General features: G+C 46.5%; 17 protein-coding genes and 2 pseudogenes. 8 read left to right on the top strand and 11 right to left on the bottom strand.

Annotation, left to right across the window (positions count from 1 at the left end; all coding sequences use genetic code 11):
• Positions 1-152 precede the first annotated feature (152 nt).
• Positions 153-331 (top strand): annotated as a pseudogene (locus RIG27_RS01990) (phosphate ABC transporter substrate-binding protein); the annotation flags it as partial.
• A gap of 2 nt (positions 332-333) precedes the next feature.
• Positions 334-1,284 carry a phosphate ABC transporter substrate-binding protein gene (locus RIG27_RS01985; protein WP_446341917.1) on the top strand — a complete coding sequence of 317 codons (951 nt, stop codon included), beginning with the start codon at positions 334-336 and terminating at the stop codon, positions 1,282-1,284.
• Positions 1,285-1,305: 21 nt separating this feature from the next.
• Here RIG27_RS01985 and RIG27_RS01980 read toward each other — a convergent pair.
• A pseudogene (locus RIG27_RS01980) lies at positions 1,306-1,581 on the bottom strand (Uma2 family endonuclease); the annotation flags it as partial.
• Positions 1,582-1,601: 20 nt separating this feature from the next.
• Here RIG27_RS01980 and RIG27_RS01975 point away from each other — a divergent pair.
• Positions 1,602-2,555 carry a DALR anticodon-binding domain-containing protein gene (locus RIG27_RS01975; RefSeq protein ID WP_446341915.1) on the top strand — a complete coding sequence of 318 codons (954 nt, stop codon included), beginning with the start codon at positions 1,602-1,604 and terminating at the stop codon, positions 2,553-2,555.
• Positions 2,556-2,882: 327 nt separating this feature from the next.
• Here RIG27_RS01975 and RIG27_RS01970 read toward each other — a convergent pair whose 3' ends face one another.
• The 3 genes from RIG27_RS01970 to csaB all read right to left on the bottom strand — a co-directional run bounded on the left by RIG27_RS01970 (position 2,883) and on the right by csaB (position 6,383).
• Positions 2,883-3,734 carry a Cof-type HAD-IIB family hydrolase gene (locus tag RIG27_RS01970; protein WP_446341913.1) on the bottom strand — a complete coding sequence of 284 codons (852 nt, stop codon included), beginning with the start codon at positions 3,732-3,734 and terminating at the stop codon, positions 2,883-2,885.
• A 74-nt stretch (positions 3,735-3,808) separates the two neighbouring features.
• Positions 3,809-5,146 (bottom strand): hypothetical protein, encoded by a 1,338-nt coding sequence (locus RIG27_RS01965; protein ID WP_446341911.1) that lies wholly within the window; start codon positions 5,144-5,146, stop codon positions 3,809-3,811.
• Between the two features lie 181 nt (positions 5,147-5,327).
• Positions 5,328-6,383, bottom strand: coding sequence for a polysaccharide pyruvyl transferase CsaB (csaB, locus tag RIG27_RS01960; protein ID WP_446341909.1), 1,056 nt, complete (start codon positions 6,381-6,383; stop codon positions 5,328-5,330).
• A 158-nt stretch (positions 6,384-6,541) separates the two neighbouring features.
• On the opposite strand from csaB, the gene RIG27_RS01955 reads away from it, so the two are divergent.
• The 5 genes from RIG27_RS01955 (at position 6,542) to RIG27_RS01935 (ending at position 10,990) form a co-directional block, all read left to right on the top strand.
• Complete coding sequence (locus tag RIG27_RS01955) at positions 6,542-7,459, top strand: nucleotidyltransferase domain-containing protein (RefSeq protein ID WP_446341907.1); 918 nt, start codon at positions 6,542-6,544, stop codon at positions 7,457-7,459.
• 165 nt (positions 7,460-7,624) lie between these two features.
• Entirely contained in the window at positions 7,625-8,560 is a 936-nt protein-coding gene (locus tag RIG27_RS01950) for a C69 family dipeptidase (protein WP_446341905.1), read from the top strand.
• Positions 8,561-8,728: 168 nt separating this feature from the next.
• Positions 8,729-9,502 (top strand): nucleotidyltransferase domain-containing protein, encoded by a 774-nt coding sequence (locus tag RIG27_RS01945; protein WP_446341903.1) that lies wholly within the window; start codon positions 8,729-8,731, stop codon positions 9,500-9,502.
• A 166-nt stretch (positions 9,503-9,668) separates the two neighbouring features.
• On the top strand, positions 9,669-10,388 hold the full coding sequence (locus RIG27_RS01940; protein ID WP_446341901.1) for a phosphatase PAP2 family protein: 720 nt from the start codon (positions 9,669-9,671) through the stop codon (positions 10,386-10,388).
• Between the two features lie 146 nt (positions 10,389-10,534).
• Entirely contained in the window at positions 10,535-10,990 is a 456-nt protein-coding gene (locus tag RIG27_RS01935; RefSeq protein ID WP_446341899.1) for an AAA family ATPase, read from the top strand.
• Between the two features lie 1,040 nt (positions 10,991-12,030).
• On the opposite strand, the gene RIG27_RS01930 is transcribed toward RIG27_RS01935, so the two are convergent.
• The 7 genes from RIG27_RS01930 to truA all read right to left on the bottom strand — a co-directional run bounded on the left by RIG27_RS01930 (position 12,031) and on the right by truA (position 18,205).
• Positions 12,031-13,362 (bottom strand): tetratricopeptide repeat protein, encoded by a 1,332-nt coding sequence (locus tag RIG27_RS01930; protein ID WP_446341897.1) that lies wholly within the window; start codon positions 13,360-13,362, stop codon positions 12,031-12,033.
• Positions 13,363-13,739: 377 nt separating this feature from the next.
• Entirely contained in the window at positions 13,740-14,564 is an 825-nt protein-coding gene (larE, locus tag RIG27_RS01925; RefSeq protein WP_446341895.1) for an ATP-dependent sacrificial sulfur transferase LarE, read from the bottom strand.
• A gap of 329 nt (positions 14,565-14,893) precedes the next feature.
• Positions 14,894-16,009, bottom strand: a complete 1,116-nt coding sequence (prfA, locus tag RIG27_RS01920; protein WP_446341893.1) for a peptide chain release factor 1 — start codon at positions 16,007-16,009, stop codon at positions 14,894-14,896.
• 108 nt (positions 16,010-16,117) lie between these two features.
• A complete protein-coding gene (gene rpmE, locus RIG27_RS01915; protein ID WP_006100490.1) occupies positions 16,118-16,363 on the bottom strand; it encodes a 50S ribosomal protein L31 in 246 nt (81 codons plus the stop codon).
• An 85-nt stretch (positions 16,364-16,448) separates the two neighbouring features.
• Positions 16,449-16,865 (bottom strand): 30S ribosomal protein S9, encoded by a 417-nt coding sequence (gene rpsI, locus RIG27_RS01910; RefSeq protein ID WP_446340168.1) that lies wholly within the window; start codon positions 16,863-16,865, stop codon positions 16,449-16,451.
• Complete coding sequence (rplM, locus tag RIG27_RS01905) at positions 16,865-17,320, bottom strand: 50S ribosomal protein L13 (protein ID WP_446341891.1); 456 nt, start codon at positions 17,318-17,320, stop codon at positions 16,865-16,867. Before rplM ends, rpsI begins: the two co-directional genes overlap by 1 nt.
• A 33-nt stretch (positions 17,321-17,353) precedes the next feature.
• Positions 17,354-18,205, bottom strand: coding sequence for a tRNA pseudouridine(38-40) synthase TruA (gene truA / locus RIG27_RS01900; RefSeq protein ID WP_446341890.1), 852 nt, complete (start codon positions 18,203-18,205; stop codon positions 17,354-17,356).
• Positions 18,206-18,210 lie beyond the last annotated feature (5 nt).

Raw genomic sequence — 18,210 nt, 5'->3', positions numbered from 1 at the left:
GTATTAGTAGCGAGCAAGATGCAAAGCCTGCGGCATGGCTTCGCTTAACGCACTACAAGAATTTCGTCATTGTGTAAGCTAAAGGTGATTGGTGATTTGGCGACTTGAACTCACGATCGCATGTCTCAGAAAAACGAAATTCAATGTACAATAAAACTTTACCGATTGGACGCAAACCCGATGAACTAATTCCGCCTTACCAGGAACCCTTTGTGCCGCTTTCCCAATGTCCCGGACGCAATGTCCCGGACGGCGAAATCAGCTCAATAAGCAGGCGTTTCATTCAGGAAGTTATCCGATTACCCGCCGATTATTTATCATTGTTAAACAAATATGTCACAGAAGAACGAAACTGGAACACTTATTGCTGCGTTGGTAATTACACTTGTTATATTAGCGGGTGGTTTTTGGTGGTTTACTCGTCAATCGGGTATGAATTTGGGAACATTGACGGGAGGTGAGAATAACTCGACTCAAAATCCATCCCCACCCACTCAACCTGTTAATCCGGGAACGCCAGCCGCGAATCCTAACACGGCTTTTGCACCGCCTCAAACTGTCCCCAGTGGTACAATTGTTCGGATCGCCGGTTCGACGAGTATGGTGCAAATTAATCAAGCCTTGAAACAAAGTTTTGAACAGCAGTTTCAAGGTACAACTGTGGAAACCCAAGCTGGGGGTTCAGATCAGGGGATTCGGACGCTGTTAACTGGAGGTACAGATATTGCGGCGATTTCTCGTCCTCTAATCTCCCCAGAACCGTCCCAAGGCTTAGTGGCTGTACCTGTGACAAAAGATGCGATCGCGATCGTGGTGGGTGAGGCAAATCCCTTTCAGCGAGGTTTAACTCAGGCGCAAGTGCAGCAAATTTTTCAAGGACAGATTACCAATTGGTCACAAGTCGGTGATGCTTCAAAACAGATTCGCGTGATTAATCGTCCCCCGGTTAGCGGAACTCGTCAGGCGTTTCAAGAACTGGTACTCAATGGTGGGCAATTTGGTACAACACCCAACATTGTCACAATGCAGCAAGATGCAACAACTCCAATTTTGCGAGAATTGGGCAACAACGGAATTAGTTATACCACCTACGCCCAGGTTGCGGATCAACAAACGGTGCGAACTGTACCCGTCGATGGGTTAACTCCAGAAGCGGCGAATTATCCCTATCAACGAGAACTTTACTACGTCTACAAGCAACCTGCAACTCCTCAGGTGCAAGCCTTTCTGGGTTATGTTGGTTCACCCCAAGGACAAGGTGCGATCGCGGCGACTAATCAGTAAATGGATATAGATATAACGATATCATGCTAACAACTCATCGACGGCTACGCTAAACCCAGTCAGAACAACCTGCGTACTCACTACGTCACCGGAACGAAATGCTAATGTCTGATTCTGAGTGATCACCAAAATCCAACGAGTCTCCGGAAACACTAACCAAACTTCTTGACAGCCTGACTCTAAATACTCCGTCGCCTTGGCAAATAAGTCCTCGGCTGTATCTGTCGGTGAGGCAATTTCGGCAATCAGAGGGGGGCTTTGGGGTTGGAAATTCATAGATCCATTAGGATGGAGATCCCACTTGTCTTTCAGTGTATATGGAGTCAAAAGTAGCTAAAGATACATTTAACCACCGAGTTTTCACGGTGAAATCCTTTAGTAACGATGTGAGTATCAAATCTCAGTTTCAACGACAGCTTTGGCAGGCAATTGACAGAATCAACACCTTACCCATAGCGGCTCAGTTGACACCGAAGACTGTACCTTTACACCGTGTATCTACTTATAATTATGTATGCTATCGGTCTGCGATCGCACTCAAGTTATCTTCGGCTTGGCAACAGACTCCCTTAGACATCGCCCATCAGCTTACCGCCGCTTTGTTGACGCTTTCTCAAGAGTCTGCTGACGCGATTGGTATCAATTTTACCGTTGAAGTATTGCCTCCAGGCTGGATTATTTTCCGACTTAGCGATCGCGCCTTAGCCATCTACTTACAAGGGTGCTTTAAAATTACCCCTTTTCCATCAGTCCCCGAAAATTACTTAAACGAGAAACTTCAGAAAAAAGGGGGAGCCGGGGATAGGGAAAAACAACAACAAAATCAGCTAAATTCTGACAAAATTTTTCCCGTTCAATATATTCATGCCCGTTGCTGTTCGCTTTTACGCTTGGCTGACGAGCAGGGGTTAATTCAGGTATTAATTACGATCATTTTCCCAAATCCAATTCCTTGGGTTGAAGTAGCAAGAGAGTCGGATCGGGAGTCGGTGCACCTACGTTTAACCCATCCTGCTGAATGGGAGTTGATTGTCCAGCTTTTAGATTTGTTAGACGTGATGAGTGCTTCCGATTGTCAGCGTTGGGTTAAACAAGGATTGGCTGTAAGTGAGGCTTATGAGCAATTTGACAAATCCTGCCGAATTTGGGGAGAGGTGAAGATTCATGACTTGCCCTTGGCTCAAGCGAGATTGGGGTTAATCGGGGTTACGCAGGTGGTGTTGCGATCGCTCCTGGAAAAATTGGGTGTATCTGCTCCTAGAGCGTTGTAGGCACTGGGGAAGATGGGGGAGCAATGTTCCAGACGTAGCATGCTACGTCTGGGATCTGGGGGAGAAGAAATTAAATTTAGCTGATCCGGCGATAGGTTCCCCACGCTCTAATCTTCGATTGAGCGTGGGATGAATCGCCAGTACCCGTAGGGTCGGTGTAGGAGGACGTCACAGCTTATTTGAGGAGCATAGAAAAACAACTTTTCTTACGAGGCGTGACATTTTCCACTTATTCCGGTATCATTCTGAATGTGTGAGGAGCGAACCAGCGAGGGAACCGAGACGAAACACGGACAGTCGTCGGTTCCCTTTCTGATCTAGGGAATGTCACAGAATTAACGCTTCAATGGCTGTGGCTACGCCATCTTGTTCAACCGAGGGAGCTACCCACTGCGCGATCGCCTGAACTTCGAGAGGCGCATTGCCCATGGCGACGCCAAACCCTGCATAGTCCAGCATTTCGATATCGTTAAAGTTATCGCCAATTGTCATAATATTTTGGGCAGATAATCCCAGCAAGTCTTCGGCTAGGTAGCGCACGGCTTCTCCTTTGTTGACGAGGGGATTGGTGGCTTCAAAGAAGGTGGCGACTGATTTAGTCAGGTAAAGTTCAGCGGGGGTGTATTGCTGGCGCAATCTGCTAAATAATTGGTCGATAACCGTTGTATCCTGACAGAGGGCTAATACCTTGGTGGGTTCGTTGGTGAGTACCTGACGCAAGTCACCCACTGATAGCGGTTGAATATCTGCCCGTTGAGCATAGCGCTGGGTTTCGGGGGTCATTTCCCGAACATACAACTGATCGTTGATATAGAAATGGACGGAAAGCTGCGATCGCAGCATGTCACTCTCAAAATAATCCAATAATTGTTCAGCCCTAGCACGGGAGACGGATAAATGGCGGTGAATTGTCTCTGTGGCGGGATCTTGAATCCATGCGCCTTGATACGCCAGAATCGGTAGGGTAGAACCCACCTGCCGATGGAAGCGTAAAGCAGAACAGTACATGCGTCCGGTTGCGATCGCGACTTGAATCCCCTTTGCTTGTACCCTACGAATGGCTTGCTTGACAGGTTCTGTAATCGTGTTGGATTCACCTGCGATCGTGCCATCAATATCCAGAACCAGTAATTGAATGTCCAGGCTATCTCGCTCTTGAGGTTCTAAGGATTGGGACATCTGTTTTATAGTGTTTATTTAGGGCTTACTGAATTAAGCTGAAAGCTATACTATACAAGGGTTTTAATCCATTTTTACACAGGGCGATACCGGGGAAAACTTGGTAACTCAATTGATGACAATGACTTAATTTTTTTCGGGCGTCGTAGGGGATAAACCACAGGTGAGGGCCAATTGGGTTGGGGGAGAGTCACCTCATTCTCTTCATCCCATTCATCTTCAGTCGCCTCAGTCTCTGCTGAGGATAGTTCGGATTCATCACCGGTTTCTGTGTCCCTTCCGGGTTCGAGCATCCAAGGGTTTGGCTCCTGAACTAAATCGTATGCGACTTCTGATAATCCTGAAGCTTGCGCCAGGGAGTTCATTTCCGCCAGAAGTTGTCGTTCGGCTTCTAACTCCGCCGCCGTACTGTCTGAAATCGGGGTTACGGTTGAGTCGATTGGCGTTGTTAATGGGTGAGACTCCGAGGGTTCAGTAACGTCTTCGGTATCTGAAGCAGATGTCGCCAATAATGAATCGAGCTGGAGGGGACGATTCCAAAGGGGTTCGGTATCAGTTGAGGATTCATCGACTAAGAAATCCTGTTGAGCAGACCAAGGTTGGATCGGTTGGGCTTTGGGGACAACACCGCCTACATCCCGTTTTGGACGGGTGGCTTGGGCAACGCTATCCTGACGATTCGGCATTTCCAGGCATTTTTCCAGGGCGACTTTGAATTGTAAGGTTTGCTGTTGTTGTCGGTGTAAGCGGGTTTTAAGTTCTCGACAGGTATTGGCGGATTGCAGTAAGTGATGGGATTGTTCGTTATTCCGTTGCTGGGTGAGAGCGCATTCCCGTTCTAGTTGTGCCACTCGTTCTTGAGAGCTTTGTAGTTGCTCGGACAAGGTTTCAATCAGAATTTGCTGGCGAGTTGCGGCTTGATGGGAGGATTCTAGGGTATGGAAGAGACGAGTTAATTGGTCTTGCAGCGTGTTAAGTTCCTCGCCTTGGCGGACAATTAGACTATCCTGCTCTTGCGATCGCACCATCTCGGCGTTTAAGGCGTCCTGTTTTTCACTCAGGGCGTTCTGTAGTTGGGCAATTTGTTCCAGCAAGCGGCGATTGCGCTGGCGCATTTTTTGGGCAAGGGCAAACCAATCCGCGTCTTTGTTGCGAGATTCTGCCAGGGTGGGGAGTGATTCAGGATAGCTTGTGTCTGCCTCAACGTTGACTGTGGAGTCTGACTCGACGGTTTGGTCGATTTCCACATCCGGCTGTGGTTCATCCTCATTCATGTCGGCTATCTGAAAGAGGTTGATCAGCGTCTCAGATGCAGGATTCTCTTGCTCATCGGGGTTGGGTTCAGCACTCTCATCTGTCCATTCACTGGACTCCGGGAGAGGCTCTTTATTGGGGGTGTCAGAATCACTCATAGCTCTTCATCCAGAGGGTCACAAATCAACCCAATTATGAATTATGGGTTATAAATTTTAATAAGACACAAAACTCGCCAGATTACAAATTGTGCTGGGAGAATTTGAGAACCGCCGAAGACGAGTGATAAGAGCATTGGCATAAAGTCCCTCTGCTCCTCTGCCCCTCTGCCTTTGTTTTTCATGACTCCTTGACGAGAATGTCTACCAATAAATCTTGATGCATCAACGCCCGATCCACTAAGGATTGGATTTGATCGCGGCTCTTGGAATTACCATTGGCATAGTAATCGATCCAGGTATGCGCGATCGCGTTTTGGTCATCGGGTATGTCGGTTAACTTCCATCCGGGTAAGTCAAGTTCTGCCATTAGGGAATCAACCTTCGGGTCATAGCTTAAGGCAAAACAGCGACAGTCTTGGGCTGCTGCCATAATCAGACTGTGGTAGCGCATCCCAATTGCCATTTCTACTCCCCGAAACAATCCTTTTAATTGTTGGGGTTCATCGAGCTGAAAAATCTGATGGGTATCCGGAAGCTGGGAGGCAATGGATTGGGCGATGCTCAGATCTTGAGATGCCTGAAATGGCACCAGTAGTATACAGGTTTTGGTTGCCCCCTGAAAGTTTATCAGAGCTTGGGTGAGGTTGGCGAGACGCTCTTGGGTAAGATGGGGGTGCGATCGCAAGGTGACGGCGACTCTCGGTGCAGGTAAGTCCCATAATCCAGGGACTGGGGTTGAGTCTAATGCCCAGACTGGATCAGGAGCAACCCGAAACGGAACCTGCCAATCGGCGAGGAGGGCGGCTGAGGTGCGATCGCGCACACTGACGCCTGTACACCCTTGAAAACATTGTCGCGCCATCCAGCGCGTTAGAGGACGCTGCAAGGGACCAATTCCCTGCGCCCAAGCAATGGTTTTTAAGCCCCGCTTTTGAGCTAATCCCATAAGTCCACTGTAGTACACTGGACTCATGGCACTGGTGGCGTCTTGGATTAAACTCCCACCCCCCCAGATCAAACTATCGGCTTGGTTAAAGGCTTCTAGCACACGAAACGCTGAGGTGCGATCGCAGGTTTCTACCCCATACCGTTTACGTGTCTGGTTCGGATTACCAGAAAGCACCAGTGGTGTTATCGATTTAGGCAACATTTGTAGCAACGACGCCAGTAACGCCTCATCACCCCCATTGCCCTTGCCATAATATCCGCATACTATTGCCCGTTTCTGCCCCATGCCCTGATTTGTGATCCGTGTTTGCCTATCAGTTTAGGACAGTCCGCGATCGCTGTGTCGATTATGTTTGAGATAGTTATGTCGTTTTCTTGTTACATTTGTAATACGTTGAGATTACTAACGATCTGTTTCTGGCGATCGCACATCCAATTCACAGAATGAATCCTAACTTAATCCTGCCCGTCGGCACACAAGTTGTTAGTCGTGTCGAGGTAAAAAATTCTGCCAATGAACCCTTATGTGTACGCGGTGCGGTTGGTGTTATCGTCAAATCACCCACCGATAATTCCCATGCGTATCTTATCCGTTTGCCAAACAACGTTGAAATCACCCTAAATCGACAGGAATTTAGTATCCGCAAGCATTTTCAAAACGAAGGATTACAGCAAGCCGCTGATAGCCTGAGTGATTACAATTTATACGAATATGTCATCTATCGTTGTATTGTCGGGTCTAGAGCTTTTGGTTTAGATCAGGAAACCTCAGATATTGACCGTCGCGGGATTTACTTACCCCCTGCTGATATTCACTGGTCACTTTACGGCATTCCCGAACAGTTAGAAAATCAGGAAAATCAGGAATGTTATTGGGAATTGCAAAAGTTTTTAATCTTAGCGCTTAAAGCCAATCCCAATGTTCTAGAATGCTTGTATACACCCTTAGTCGAGACAGCAACCCCCATCGCCAAAGACCTACTAGACCAGCGAGAAATGTTTCTCTCGCAATTAGTCTATCAAACCTATAACGGTTATGTAATGTCCCAATTCAAAAAAATGGAGCAAGATCTCCGTACAAAAGGACAGATTCGCTTAAAACACGCCATGCATCTGATCCGCTTGTTATTATCAGGGATTACAATTCTCAAAGAAGGCTTTGTTCCCGTTAAAGTCGAGGACTATCGACAGCAATTGCTAGCGATTCGCCAGGGAGACATGGCGTGGGAGGAAGTAAATGCTTGGCGGTTAGCGTTACATCATCAGTTTGATGAAACCTTGAGAAAAACCTCATTACCCGAACGCCCAGACTATGAAAAAGCCAACACCTTCTTAATAAAAGCACGGCGAAGTCGCTCGTAATTGTGCTTGTAATTGCGCTTGTAGTTGAGCTGTCTTCGCCCTAAACGTTTACCTCCCTTCCTATAATGAATAATGGATCAAAATATTTGCCACACATCATAACCTTGTAGAGACGTAGCATGCTACGTCTCTACTGTTTAGAAAATTAAATCGCAAATAAACCTCATGTGTGATACATTTGTTGCCCTACCAAACTCAACACTCAACGGTGATATTATTTTCGGCAAAAATAGCGATCGCCCCCAGGGTGAAATTCAAGATGTTGTCGTCATTCCCGCCAGAAACTACAACTCAAACACAACAGTTGAATGCACCTATATCTCAATTCTCCAAGTTGAGAAAACCCTAGCCGTGATCCTCTCCAAACCCCGATGGATGTGGGGTGCAGAAATGGGGGCAAATGAATGTGGCGTTGTGATTGGCAATGAAGCCGTTTGGACAGTTGAACCCTATAAAACTAAAGGTTTGCTGGGCATGGATTTAGTCCGCTTAGGATTAGAACGAGGCAAAACAGCATTAGAGGCGCTTCATGTCATCACCCAGTTGCTAAAAGAATATGGACAAGGAGGGAATTGTGCCGAAAATTTTTCCATGAATTATCATAACTCATTTATTTTGGCAGACTCCCAAGACGCCTGGGTATTAGAAACCGCCGGTGAGTATTGGGTAGCTGAACGAATACAACAAGGAACCCGCTCAATTTCTAATAATCTCAGTATTCGGAATTCAGGTGATCTGCGCCATCCAGAGATAATTAACTATGCAGTGAATCGGGGATGGTGTACGGGAGAGGAAGATTTTGATTTCGCCAGCATCTTTTCGGAAGGAGGATATTCAGAATCACTATCCATTGATTCCAGAGAAGGGCGAGTCAGACAGTTATGTCAAGTTAATGAAGGCAAATTTTCGATTGAGACAGCACAATCAATTTTACGAGAACACAAAGGTAATATTTGTATGCACGGCGCCTTTGAAAGTGCCGGAAGTCAAGTTTCGTCTCTATCCCACGATGGATGCAAACACTGGTTTATTGAGCAGCCGTTTCCCTGTCAGCAAACTTATAAACAAAAGCGTTTTTTAGTCGATTCAGTGTCAGTATAGCCTCGTTCCCCGGCTTTACCTCCGGTAGTCGCGGCTCCATCCGCCAAGAATTTCCGGATCAAAATTGGTAAAAATTGTAGCTTAAGTTGACACGGATGCCGCCTATTAGAGGCGTATCCACCTACTAAAAGTGTCCCTGGAAGACTACTCACTGGTTTTAGGCAAGTCATGATTGAAAGACAAAATCGCTTACTTCCCGCTGTTGGCAAACAGCCGTATCCACTATTATTTGTCACCATTAGCGGGTCACATTTGTATGGGTTTCCCTCACCCGATTCGGATTACGATTTGCGCGGTAGTCACATTTTACCAATACAAGACGTCATCGGACTAGAAACCGGACGTGAGACGATTGAAGTGTCGCAAATTCGAGACGGATTGGAACTAGATTTAGTTACTCACGATATCAAAAAGTTCTTTTCTCTACTCCTAAAAAAGAATGGATATGTCTTAGAGCAATTGTACTCTCCGCTTATTGTTCATACAACACCAGAACATCAAGAACTCAAAGCGATCGCGCAAGGGTGCATCACTCGCCACCACAGCCATCATTACTTAGGTTTTGCCCGCACTCAATGGCGACTGTTTGGCAAAGAATGTCCGCGTCGCATTAAGCCCTTGCTTTATGTCTATCGGGTTTTACTCACGGGTATTCATTTAATAAAAACGGGTGAAGTGGAAGCCAATTTGCTCAAATTGAATGAAGAATTTGGATTATCATATATTTCCGATTTAATTGCCCAGAAATTAGCCAGTGCGGAAAAATCTCCGATAGAAGAGGGAGATTTAGCGTTTTATCGGGGAGAATACGAACGGCTGTATGAGGAATTAGAACAAGCCAGTCAGTCGAGTGAACTCCCTGCCGCACCCTCGGCAAAAGAGGCGTTAAATGACCTGCTAATTCGGTTACGCTTGAATGGGGAAGATGGGGCAAATAAATGACATCGTGTCTTGCTACGCAAGGATTATATAAATCCCCAAAAATCAATTTTAACAAAAAGTAATTTTTGTTGGTAGTGCGAGCATCTTGCTCGCTACCCATTCCCAATTTAAATGTATAACAGCTTATGTCTGTATAACGATGTTCAAGGAAAAATCAAGCCAAATCATGGCAACTCTCATTCAGATTTGGCGATCGCAAGCTAATAAGCCTCTGTTCTGGAAGCTTGCTATTATCCCGATTTTAGGGGTAATCCTAACAGTTGCGGGGCTTTGGGTATTTCTAGAAATTGCGGATGAGGTGTTAGAAAAGCAAACTCAGGCAATTGACACAACCCTAATGTTGCTGGTTAAACAATTTCATTCACCGCTGCTGGATTGGGTAATGCGGGGTGCTTCGATTATTGGTGGAACCGTAGTTTTTACTCTAATGTGTTTAATTTTAGGGGCAATATTTTGGGGGCGACAACAGCGGGTTTATTTTACCGCGTTAGCGATTACAGCTATTGGTGGAACTGGATTAAACCTGTTAATTAAACAGTTATTTAACCGTCCACGTCCCCAACTCTGGCAAATTACCAAGGGTGAACCCAATACATCAAGTTTTCCCAGTGGTCATGCCATGTTATCACTGGTTATCTATGGTTTTATTGGCTATTTACTAGCCCGTCATTTTCGCCGTTGGCGGTGGTGGATTGTCAGCTTAATTATTGTATTGATTGTCCTGATTGGCTTCAGTCGGGTTTATCTGGGTGTTCATTGGTTCACGGATATTGTAGCCGGACAAGCGGCGGGATTAACCTGGCTGATGGCTTGTTTGTTAAACCTTGAGATTTACCGACGCTATCACCAATACCGTAAAAAATCACCGCCGTCACTCTCATCCTAATTTGAGGACAATGGCACGCTCAATAAGCATTTTTATTCACCGAAATTCTTGATATACCGTAGGGTGGGCATTGCCCACCAGCCAAAATTTCAGTACCCTTCAATTTAAGGGTTATGGAGTTGTCGCAGCAATAAAGCAAAACCACCATGGAAGCGGTTATCTTAATCGGAATTCAGGCGTCAGGGAAATCATCATTTTGCCGCGATCGCTTTTATAATACTCATATCCGGATTAACTTGGATATGCTCAAAACTCGGCATCGGGAAAAGATTCTGGTTCAAGCTTGTCTCGATGCTCAACAGCGGTTTGTTGTAGATAACACGAATCCAAAGCCGGCAGATAGGGCGCGTTATATTGTACCCGCGAAGGACAATAGATTTCGGGTAGTGGGGTATTATTTTCAATCGGTTCTAGAGGATTGTAAGCGACGAAATTCTCAACGCCAAGGGAAACAAGTGATTCCTGTAACAGGGATTTTAGCAACGCACAAAAAGCTGGTTTTACCGCGTTGGCATGAAGGCTTTGATGCGCTTTATTATGTGAAAATAGGGACAAATTATTCGTTTATTGTCAAAGAGTGGGATCAATACAGCAAGGGATAGTTGTACTTATATCTTGCGCCACTCCCGTTAAACCACCTTGGGTTCAAACCCAAGGATTAACGCGAAAGTCAGCTAAGGTTGTCAAGTTCTAATAATTTAAACTATTAGTTTATCCAGAACGGTTTAAATTTTCCAATCATGTTACTGTCTTAACAAAACGTCATAATTGCTCGTTTTTTACCTCTGTTTGGGAAAAAGCTACGATTTTTCAGGGGTTTCGGCGATTGTGAGGGGATTGTACCATTTTAAGGTATACTCTTTACTGTGGGTGTTTTGTAAGTCAAAATAATCTTGACCCAGCTAAATCCCTTGAATATTCGTAGAACTTTGTATAATTTATGGTTTTCGTCTCACGCCCAATATCCCATTGGACGCATGTATTTTGTTAAAGTTACGATAAAAATTATTGCCAAGTATTGACAAAAACACAGATTACACAGATGAGATGGTATGTTCCCAAACACTGAATAGTGAGAGACACAGATTGACACAGACAACTAAACTGAAGTTCCCCCCATTCAGATGTACTACACCCAGGCTAAAGCATTACACCGTAGGGGTTTTAGCGCTAAAACCCCTCAAAAATCGTACATAAGTAGCACTTGCCAAAATAGCGCGTTGGCGGAGCCTGTTCCTTCAGAACGTATCGCTAATGATTGCAATATGACAAGAGATCGGTTGAAACCCACGCTACATCAAGGTTGAGCGCGATTGTACACATGTAGGGCGGCTAAAAAATCGCGGAAAGCCGCACGGTGAGGCAGTTTTGATTTTTTGGCTGGGGGAACTTCAGTTTAAAAGGTCAGCATCAGCGCCGAGGAATAATAATGTTACTACCTCTATGTCTCAGTCTTGGTCTATTCACTGAGGGGCAAATATCACTGACTCGCGTTGAACCAGTAGGGACAACTTTCTCTCTCCAGTCCGAACAACGAATCTTAGCAGAATTTCTTTGAGTCACTCTGATTAAATCATTGGGATTCAGAGATTCAGGAGCATTGATACGTCTATACCGTAACCAGTGACTAATCTAGCCCAGCCTAATTCTTATATAAACTATATTGGACAAACTCTTTACCCTCAAGAGATGAATAATCTGAATCTGGTCTTTCGAGGGCAAAAATACCTTTGAGGAGCAGGTTAACAGCAACCGGATAGTTTTTGGATAAGATATGTAAACGAGCTAAATTACTGTTAGCCACGGGAAAGCCACTTTGTACAGCAATACCATACTCTTTACGAGCGCGTTTTAAATCTTGCAGATCCTCGTAAATAATCCCTAAGTGATAATGAGCTTCCGCGTAGTCTGGGTTAAGTTTTATGGCGCGTTGAAATTGAGACTCGGCACTGTCTAAACGTCCGGCTTGATAATCTCGATATCCCATATTGTTGTAGATAAGAGCAATGCGCGGCAGAGACAAGCGAAAACCCACAAAAAACAACAACAGTAAACTAGCCGCGCCAAACTTAGCTTCTTGCCAAAATTGCTTGGGAATCCGCCATCGTTTCAGCGTTCCTTCAACAACTGTCTGTCCTGTTTTCGTCAGTGCGCCTCCCCCAGCCAAAGCCAACATACTTTGACCAATGACCGCAAAGGCACCAAATGTACCCACTCCACCATTTAAAAAACGGGACGAGATATCAGTCAATAGGCTAAATGTCGCTGCTAGCCAAACAATAGCCAGGGTATCCCAGGCGAGATCTAACTGATCCCACCAATGGACGGGAATTTTGGCAAACCACCACCACGCCTTAACTGGAGGATGGCGGATGTCGCGCAGTTCGTCCAGTTTAGCCACCATGAGGCTAAGATGTTCCCGACCAATTTTTTTGGGTAGGGTTTCATACTGTTGTTCTAGGCGACTATCCAGATCACTAATTTTGACTAAACTCTCTGCATCACTCTCGGCGTTATCGAGTTGGTTTTGTAATCCATCACGCGCCACAACAGTATCTACAACCTGTTGCAGCAATACCTTATAATCCGTGGTTTTTGATTGAGCTGTTGTTTCTTCCAGGGTTTTTATGGCTGTTTCATAGCGGGTGAGCCAGTTGTGTAACTCACTGGAGGGTTGGGGATTGGTCAAAAACCACCACCAGGCTGCTGATGGAGGATGAAAACTTGCTCGCCAGTTGGCTAAGTCAACACTTTGAACAATTTTTTCGGTTTGTCCCTTGAGGCGTTCGTCGAGTTGCAGCAGAGCTAGGAGAAGTTGGGCTGATTGGTGAGAAGATTGAGAAAGGGCTACTCCAACGGCGTCACGAGCGATTAAAACGTCTAGGATTTGCTCCGGTGATGGGGACTCAACTGCCTCGACTGTATGCAAGGCAGTATCATAATCCTTTAATGCCGTCTCTAATGGAGAGCTCATTCTCAATCCCAGAGATTTTTTCTAGATTTTGGATAATATCCAGTATGCCACAGCTTAAATAACAGCACTGGCTTGGATAAAGCAAAAGCATTATCCATTCAAGCTATTTAGGGGACTACCTTGGATTCTCGGGTAGGGGCGACCCGCTTGCATAAATGAACAACTGTATCCACTCAATTGGGTCGGGTCGCCCTCCACTTACGGCAGATTGCAGGGGGAGTGACAAGCTAGGGCGGGTTTTGTTGTTCATTTAGTGAGGAGGGCGGGTTTTGTTATTCATTTATCGGTGGGGAGGGCGGGTGCAAGTTGTTCCGTTATTGGTGAATATTTGAATTGAGTCCCTAAACCCGCCCCTACAATTGTCCCTAAACCCGCCCCTAGACTATTGCTTTATCATCTTGATTCACGACCCGATTTAACTTACCACTGTGATACCCTTCTAAATCTAGGGTGACATATAAAAAGCCTAAATCTTGAAACGCTGACACCAGGGTCGGTAAATCCATGGTCAACACAAATTCTTTAATTTGTTCCGGCGATAATTCAATGCGTGCGGTATCCCCTTGGGAACGCACCCGCAAATTTTTCCACCCTAATTTCCGTAAATAAACTTCTGCCCGCCCTACCCGTTGCAGTTTCGCGATCGTAATTTCTTCGCCGTAAGGAAAGCGAGAACTTAGACAAGGTTGTGCAGGTTTATCCCACCAGGGAAGTCCTAACTGTTGCGAAAGTTGGCGCACTTCCGCTTTCGTCACCCCCACTTCCGCTAAAGGCGATCGCGCCCCTCGTTCTTGCGCGGCTTGAATCCCTGGGCGATAGTCCCCCAAGTCATCAGCATTGATGCCATCCACGACATAGGGATAACCCCGTTGCAGTGCCAAAGGTTTCAGCGTATCGTGAAGTTCACTTTTGCAAAAATAGCAACGGTTAACCGGATTCGCCTTATAATTGGGATTATTCATTTCATCGGTTTGCACCAATTCATGAGGAATGCCAATCACCGCTGCTTGAATCCGGGCATCTTCCAATTCTTCAGGTAGCAGAGACGGGGATTCGGCAGTTACAGCTAAAGCGCGATCGCCTAAAGCCTGATAAGCAATCTTGGCAACTAAGGTGCTATCCACTCCTCCAGAATAGGCAATCAATGCCCGATCCATTTGAGCAAATAAGCGGGTGAGTTGTTCAAGTTTATTATTTAACATAGTTGTCAAGACAGATGACTCCAAGGCAGAAGGCAGGAGGCAGAAGGCAGAAGTTATGCCTTATTGTAGGGGATTGTAGGGGATTGTAGGGGCGGGTTTAGCCGTTTAATTGGCGGGTATACCGATAAGTTATCAACAAAACCCGCCCTCTTATCGTTTAGATTTGAGCGGAATGGTAAATGACGAGCCGTTTAATTGACGGGTATACCGATAAGTTATCAACAAAACCCGCCCTCTTGTCGTTTATATTTGAGCGGAATGGTAAATGACGTAGCTTGCTTGGAGAAGAGCGAGTATGACACAAACAAAGGACAAATGACCAATAACAATTAAGCCAAAAGCGATTCCCCTTGTTCATCCGAAGTTGCCAACTCTTCTAAACGTTCCTGTTGATCCTGGGTAATACAAGATTGAATCACAGACTCCAAATCCCCTTCCAGCAAGCTATTCAGAGAATAGTTTTGACTCAAGCGATGATCCGTGACCCGATTGTCCTTATAATTATACGTGCGAATCTTCTCCGATCGCGAACCCGTCCCCACCTGCGAGCGCCGCATCGAGGTTACAGCTTCCTGTTGCTCCCGCAGCTTCATTTCATACAGTTTAGCGCGGAGAATTTGCAACGCCCGCTCTCGGTTTTGCAGTTGAGAACGCTCCTCAGTACAAAAGATCCGAATCCCAGTCGGCTTGTGGAACAGATCAACCGCTGTTTCCACCTTGTTCACATTCTGTCCACCAGCACCACCGGAACGGGCTGTGGAAACCTCTAAATCCTTCGGATCAACCTCAATTTCCACATCATCCACTTCTGGCATTACCGCCACAGTCGCGGTTGAGGTATGAACTCGTCCTCCTGCTTCCGTCACCGGGACTCGTTGCACCCGATGAACACCCGCTTCAAACTTCAGCTTGCTATAAACCTGTTCCCCTTGAATTTCCAGAATCGCCTCTTTAAAGCCACCCATGTCAGCCGGGGACTCGCTCAATAGCTTCACCCGCCAGTTCTGAGTTTCGGCATAACGCGAGTACATTCGTACCAAATCCCCCGCCCAAATACTGGCTTCGTCGCCCCCGGTTCCTGCCCGAATCTCCAACATGATGTTCTTATCATCATTAGGATCACGCGGCAAGAGTAAGATTTTCAGGCGTTTTTCCAGTTCCTCAAGCTTGGTTTGCAGTTCCTCAACTTCCAGGGCTGCCATTTCATGCATTTCCGCATCCCCATTGGCTTCCTTAAGGATTTGCCGAGCGCCAGTTAGTTCCTCCTGGGCTGTTTTCCAGAGTTCGTAGGTGATAACCACTTCCTCTAGGGACGAACGGGCTTTTGCCACCCGTTGCACTTCCACCGGATCAGTGGCAATATCAGGGTCAGCCAAACGGCGCGTTAATTCGTGAAAGGTTTGTTCAACCGATTGTAATTTATCGAGTAGGTAAGTTTCCGCCATGGTTACAGCGATCGCTCCATTAAAATAGCCTAAAAAAGCATTGAAGAGCGAAGTCTAACGATTAAGAGTTAGGCTCCGCTACCGTCGAACACACTTCAAGCTACCTCGCTATTTCTCTTTAGACGATTGCTGCTCCGAGGCATTTCCTTCTAACATGCCGTATTTCCGCATAAAGCGTTCCACACGACCTTCCGTGTCAATAATTTTTTGGGTTCCCGTGTAGAAGGGATGATTTCCCGACCACACATCAACATGAATTTCGGGCTGGGTTGAGCCAACCGTCATCACAACTTCTCCGTTGCAATAGACTTTGGCGTCTGGATACCACTGGGGATGAATATCAGGTTTTGGCATGGTTACTTTCCTCTATAAGCAAGCGTTTCTTCGTTCTGTAGTTTTGGGCAAGTCCCCCCAATTTATCTATTGTATTACCCAAATTCTAACGCTTCGAGTATTGGGGAGCTTTGCGGGCTTTATGTAAGCCATATTTCTTCCGTTCTTTGGCACGGGGATCGCGCGTTAAATACCCTTCCATCTTCAACGGAGAGCGATTTCCCGGGTCAAGTTCACAAAGCGCCCGCGCCACACCTAAGCGAATCGCATCCGATTGTCCCGTCAACCCACCGCCGTGAGCATTGACTAAAATGTCGTAATCATTTTCTAGACCCAGGGTTTCCAAGGGTGATTTGGTCACCATTAAATAGGCTGGATTGAGATTAAAGTAGACATCGCCGGGACGCCCGTTAACAACGAGTTGACCCGTCCCTGGAACTAGGCGCACCCGGGCAACTGAGGATTTACGGCGACCCGTTCCCCAGTAAACAGCGCGATTTTCCATCGGTTCTGTTGCTTGCATTAGTCTTGTTCTCCTGGAATAGTTTTAATGGTTAAGGTTTGAGGCTTTTGAGCGTCATGGGGATGAGCTGCACCCGCGTAGACTTTCAGCTTAGTAAAAAGTTTACGACCGAGGGAATTCTTGGGCAGCATCCCTTTAACCGCCTTTTCAATAATCCGTTCTGGTATACGGGCTTGTAAATGGGCAAAGGTTTCCGTCTTCATCCCACCCGGACGACCGGAATGGCGGCGATAGAGCTTCTGGCTGCTTTTCTTGCCGGTGACGACGACTTTCTCGGCATTGACCACGATCACGAAGTCCCCTGTATCCATATGCGGGGAATAGATCGGTTTATTTTTCCCTCTCAGAATCATGGCAATTTCAGTTGCCAATCGTCCCAGACGTTGACCTTCGGCATCAATAACGTACCAATTTTGTTCTAGGGAATCCTGAGTTGGCAGGTAAGTTTTTTCCATGAGTTTTTTTTGATTACTTCAAACGGTAAACAGTTAACCTAAACACAATTGGGCGGGCGTCTCAGTCGGCAAGATAAACTTCGGCTGAGTATCAAACCACGTTTTTGGCGGAAACGGCGAGTTAGGGTAACCCACTCGTAACAAACACAGACCCTTTGCTGGTGCTGAATATTTAATCCGCTCCCGTTGTTGATTCACCCACAGTTGAGTAAACTCGTGGGGATCAAGGTTGCCCCGCCCTACCTCCACCAGCATGCCGACGAGTAGCCGCACCATGCCGTATAAAAATCCATCCGCCTGAATTTCAATATGAATAAATGAACTATTCCGGTAACAGTGGGTGTCCTGAACCGTGACCCAGGAATGCTTCCGTCCAGAGTTGGCGCGATGGAATGCCGCCAGGTGGTGTTTTCCCCGTAGCGGGTTCAGTGCTTCCTGAATCCGATGTTCATCTAAGGGAGCGTGATAGTAATGCCAACTAAACGGTCGCACAAACAAGTTGGGACAAGCGTCTGTATAGATACTGTACCGATACCGACGCCAAATCGCCGAAAAGCGAGCGTGCCAATTGGCGGGTACGGGGGCTGATGCCCGAATCAAGATATCCTCCGGTAGTCGGCTATTGAGCATAGCCATCCACCGCTCACCGGGAATCGGAGTACTACTGTTAAAATGGGCGACTTGGGCAGCGGCATGAACCCCTGTATCAGTACGCCCTGCAGCGTGTAAGGTTACAGGTTTTCCTTCGACGGTGGACAGAACTTGCTCAATGTCCGCTTGTACCGTGCGATGGTGAGGCTGTCGTTGCCAACCATAGAACTTTGTGCCCAGGTATTGAATCACCAGGGCAATGCGTTGAGTTGGCTTAGCCTCGCACTCGGACATGACTT

The sequence above is a fragment of the Coleofasciculus sp. F4-SAH-05 genome, assembly GCF_040222985.1.
GTDB classification, from domain to species: Bacteria; Cyanobacteriota; Cyanobacteriia; order Cyanobacteriales; family Coleofasciculaceae; genus Coleofasciculus; species Coleofasciculus chthonoplastes.
The sequence above is the reverse complement of the archived record's forward strand: the minus strand, read 5'-3'. Positions and strand labels throughout refer to the sequence as shown.

Bases quoted from the DNA above. Each gene is read 5' to 3' on its own strand.
- RIG27_RS01985 (WP_446341917.1), top strand. From the start codon at position 334: ATGTCACAGAAGAACGAAACTGGAACACTTATTGCTGCGTTGGTAATT.
- RIG27_RS01975 (WP_446341915.1), top strand. From the start codon at position 1,602: ATGGAGTCAAAAGTAGCTAAAGATACATTTAACCACCGAGTTTTCACG.
- RIG27_RS01970 (WP_446341913.1), bottom strand. From the start codon at position 3,734: ATGTCCCAATCCTTAGAACCTCAAGAGCGAGATAGCCTGGACATTCAA.
- RIG27_RS01965 (WP_446341911.1), bottom strand. From the start codon at position 5,146: ATGAGTGATTCTGACACCCCCAATAAAGAGCCTCTCCCGGAGTCCAGT.
- csaB (WP_446341909.1), bottom strand. From the start codon at position 6,383: ATGGGGCAGAAACGGGCAATAGTATGCGGATATTATGGCAAGGGCAAT.
- RIG27_RS01955 (WP_446341907.1), top strand. From the start codon at position 6,542: ATGAATCCTAACTTAATCCTGCCCGTCGGCACACAAGTTGTTAGTCGT.
- RIG27_RS01950 (WP_446341905.1), top strand. From the start codon at position 7,625: ATGTGTGATACATTTGTTGCCCTACCAAACTCAACACTCAACGGTGAT.
- RIG27_RS01945 (WP_446341903.1), top strand. From the start codon at position 8,729: ATGATTGAAAGACAAAATCGCTTACTTCCCGCTGTTGGCAAACAGCCG.
- RIG27_RS01940 (WP_446341901.1), top strand. From the start codon at position 9,669: ATGGCAACTCTCATTCAGATTTGGCGATCGCAAGCTAATAAGCCTCTG.
- RIG27_RS01935 (WP_446341899.1), top strand. From the start codon at position 10,535: ATGGAAGCGGTTATCTTAATCGGAATTCAGGCGTCAGGGAAATCATCA.
- RIG27_RS01930 (WP_446341897.1), bottom strand. From the start codon at position 13,362: ATGAGCTCTCCATTAGAGACGGCATTAAAGGATTATGATACTGCCTTG.
- larE (WP_446341895.1), bottom strand. From the start codon at position 14,564: ATGTTAAATAATAAACTTGAACAACTCACCCGCTTATTTGCTCAAATG.
- prfA (WP_446341893.1), bottom strand. From the start codon at position 16,009: ATGGCGGAAACTTACCTACTCGATAAATTACAATCGGTTGAACAAACC.
- rpmE (WP_006100490.1), bottom strand. From the start codon at position 16,363: ATGCCAAAACCTGATATTCATCCCCAGTGGTATCCAGACGCCAAAGTC.
- rpsI (WP_446340168.1), bottom strand. From the start codon at position 16,865: ATGCAAGCAACAGAACCGATGGAAAATCGCGCTGTTTACTGGGGAACG.
- rplM (WP_446341891.1), bottom strand. From the start codon at position 17,320: ATGGAAAAAACTTACCTGCCAACTCAGGATTCCCTAGAACAAAATTGG.
- truA (WP_446341890.1), bottom strand. From the start codon at position 18,205: ATGTCCGAGTGCGAGGCTAAGCCAACTCAACGCATTGCCCTGGTGATT.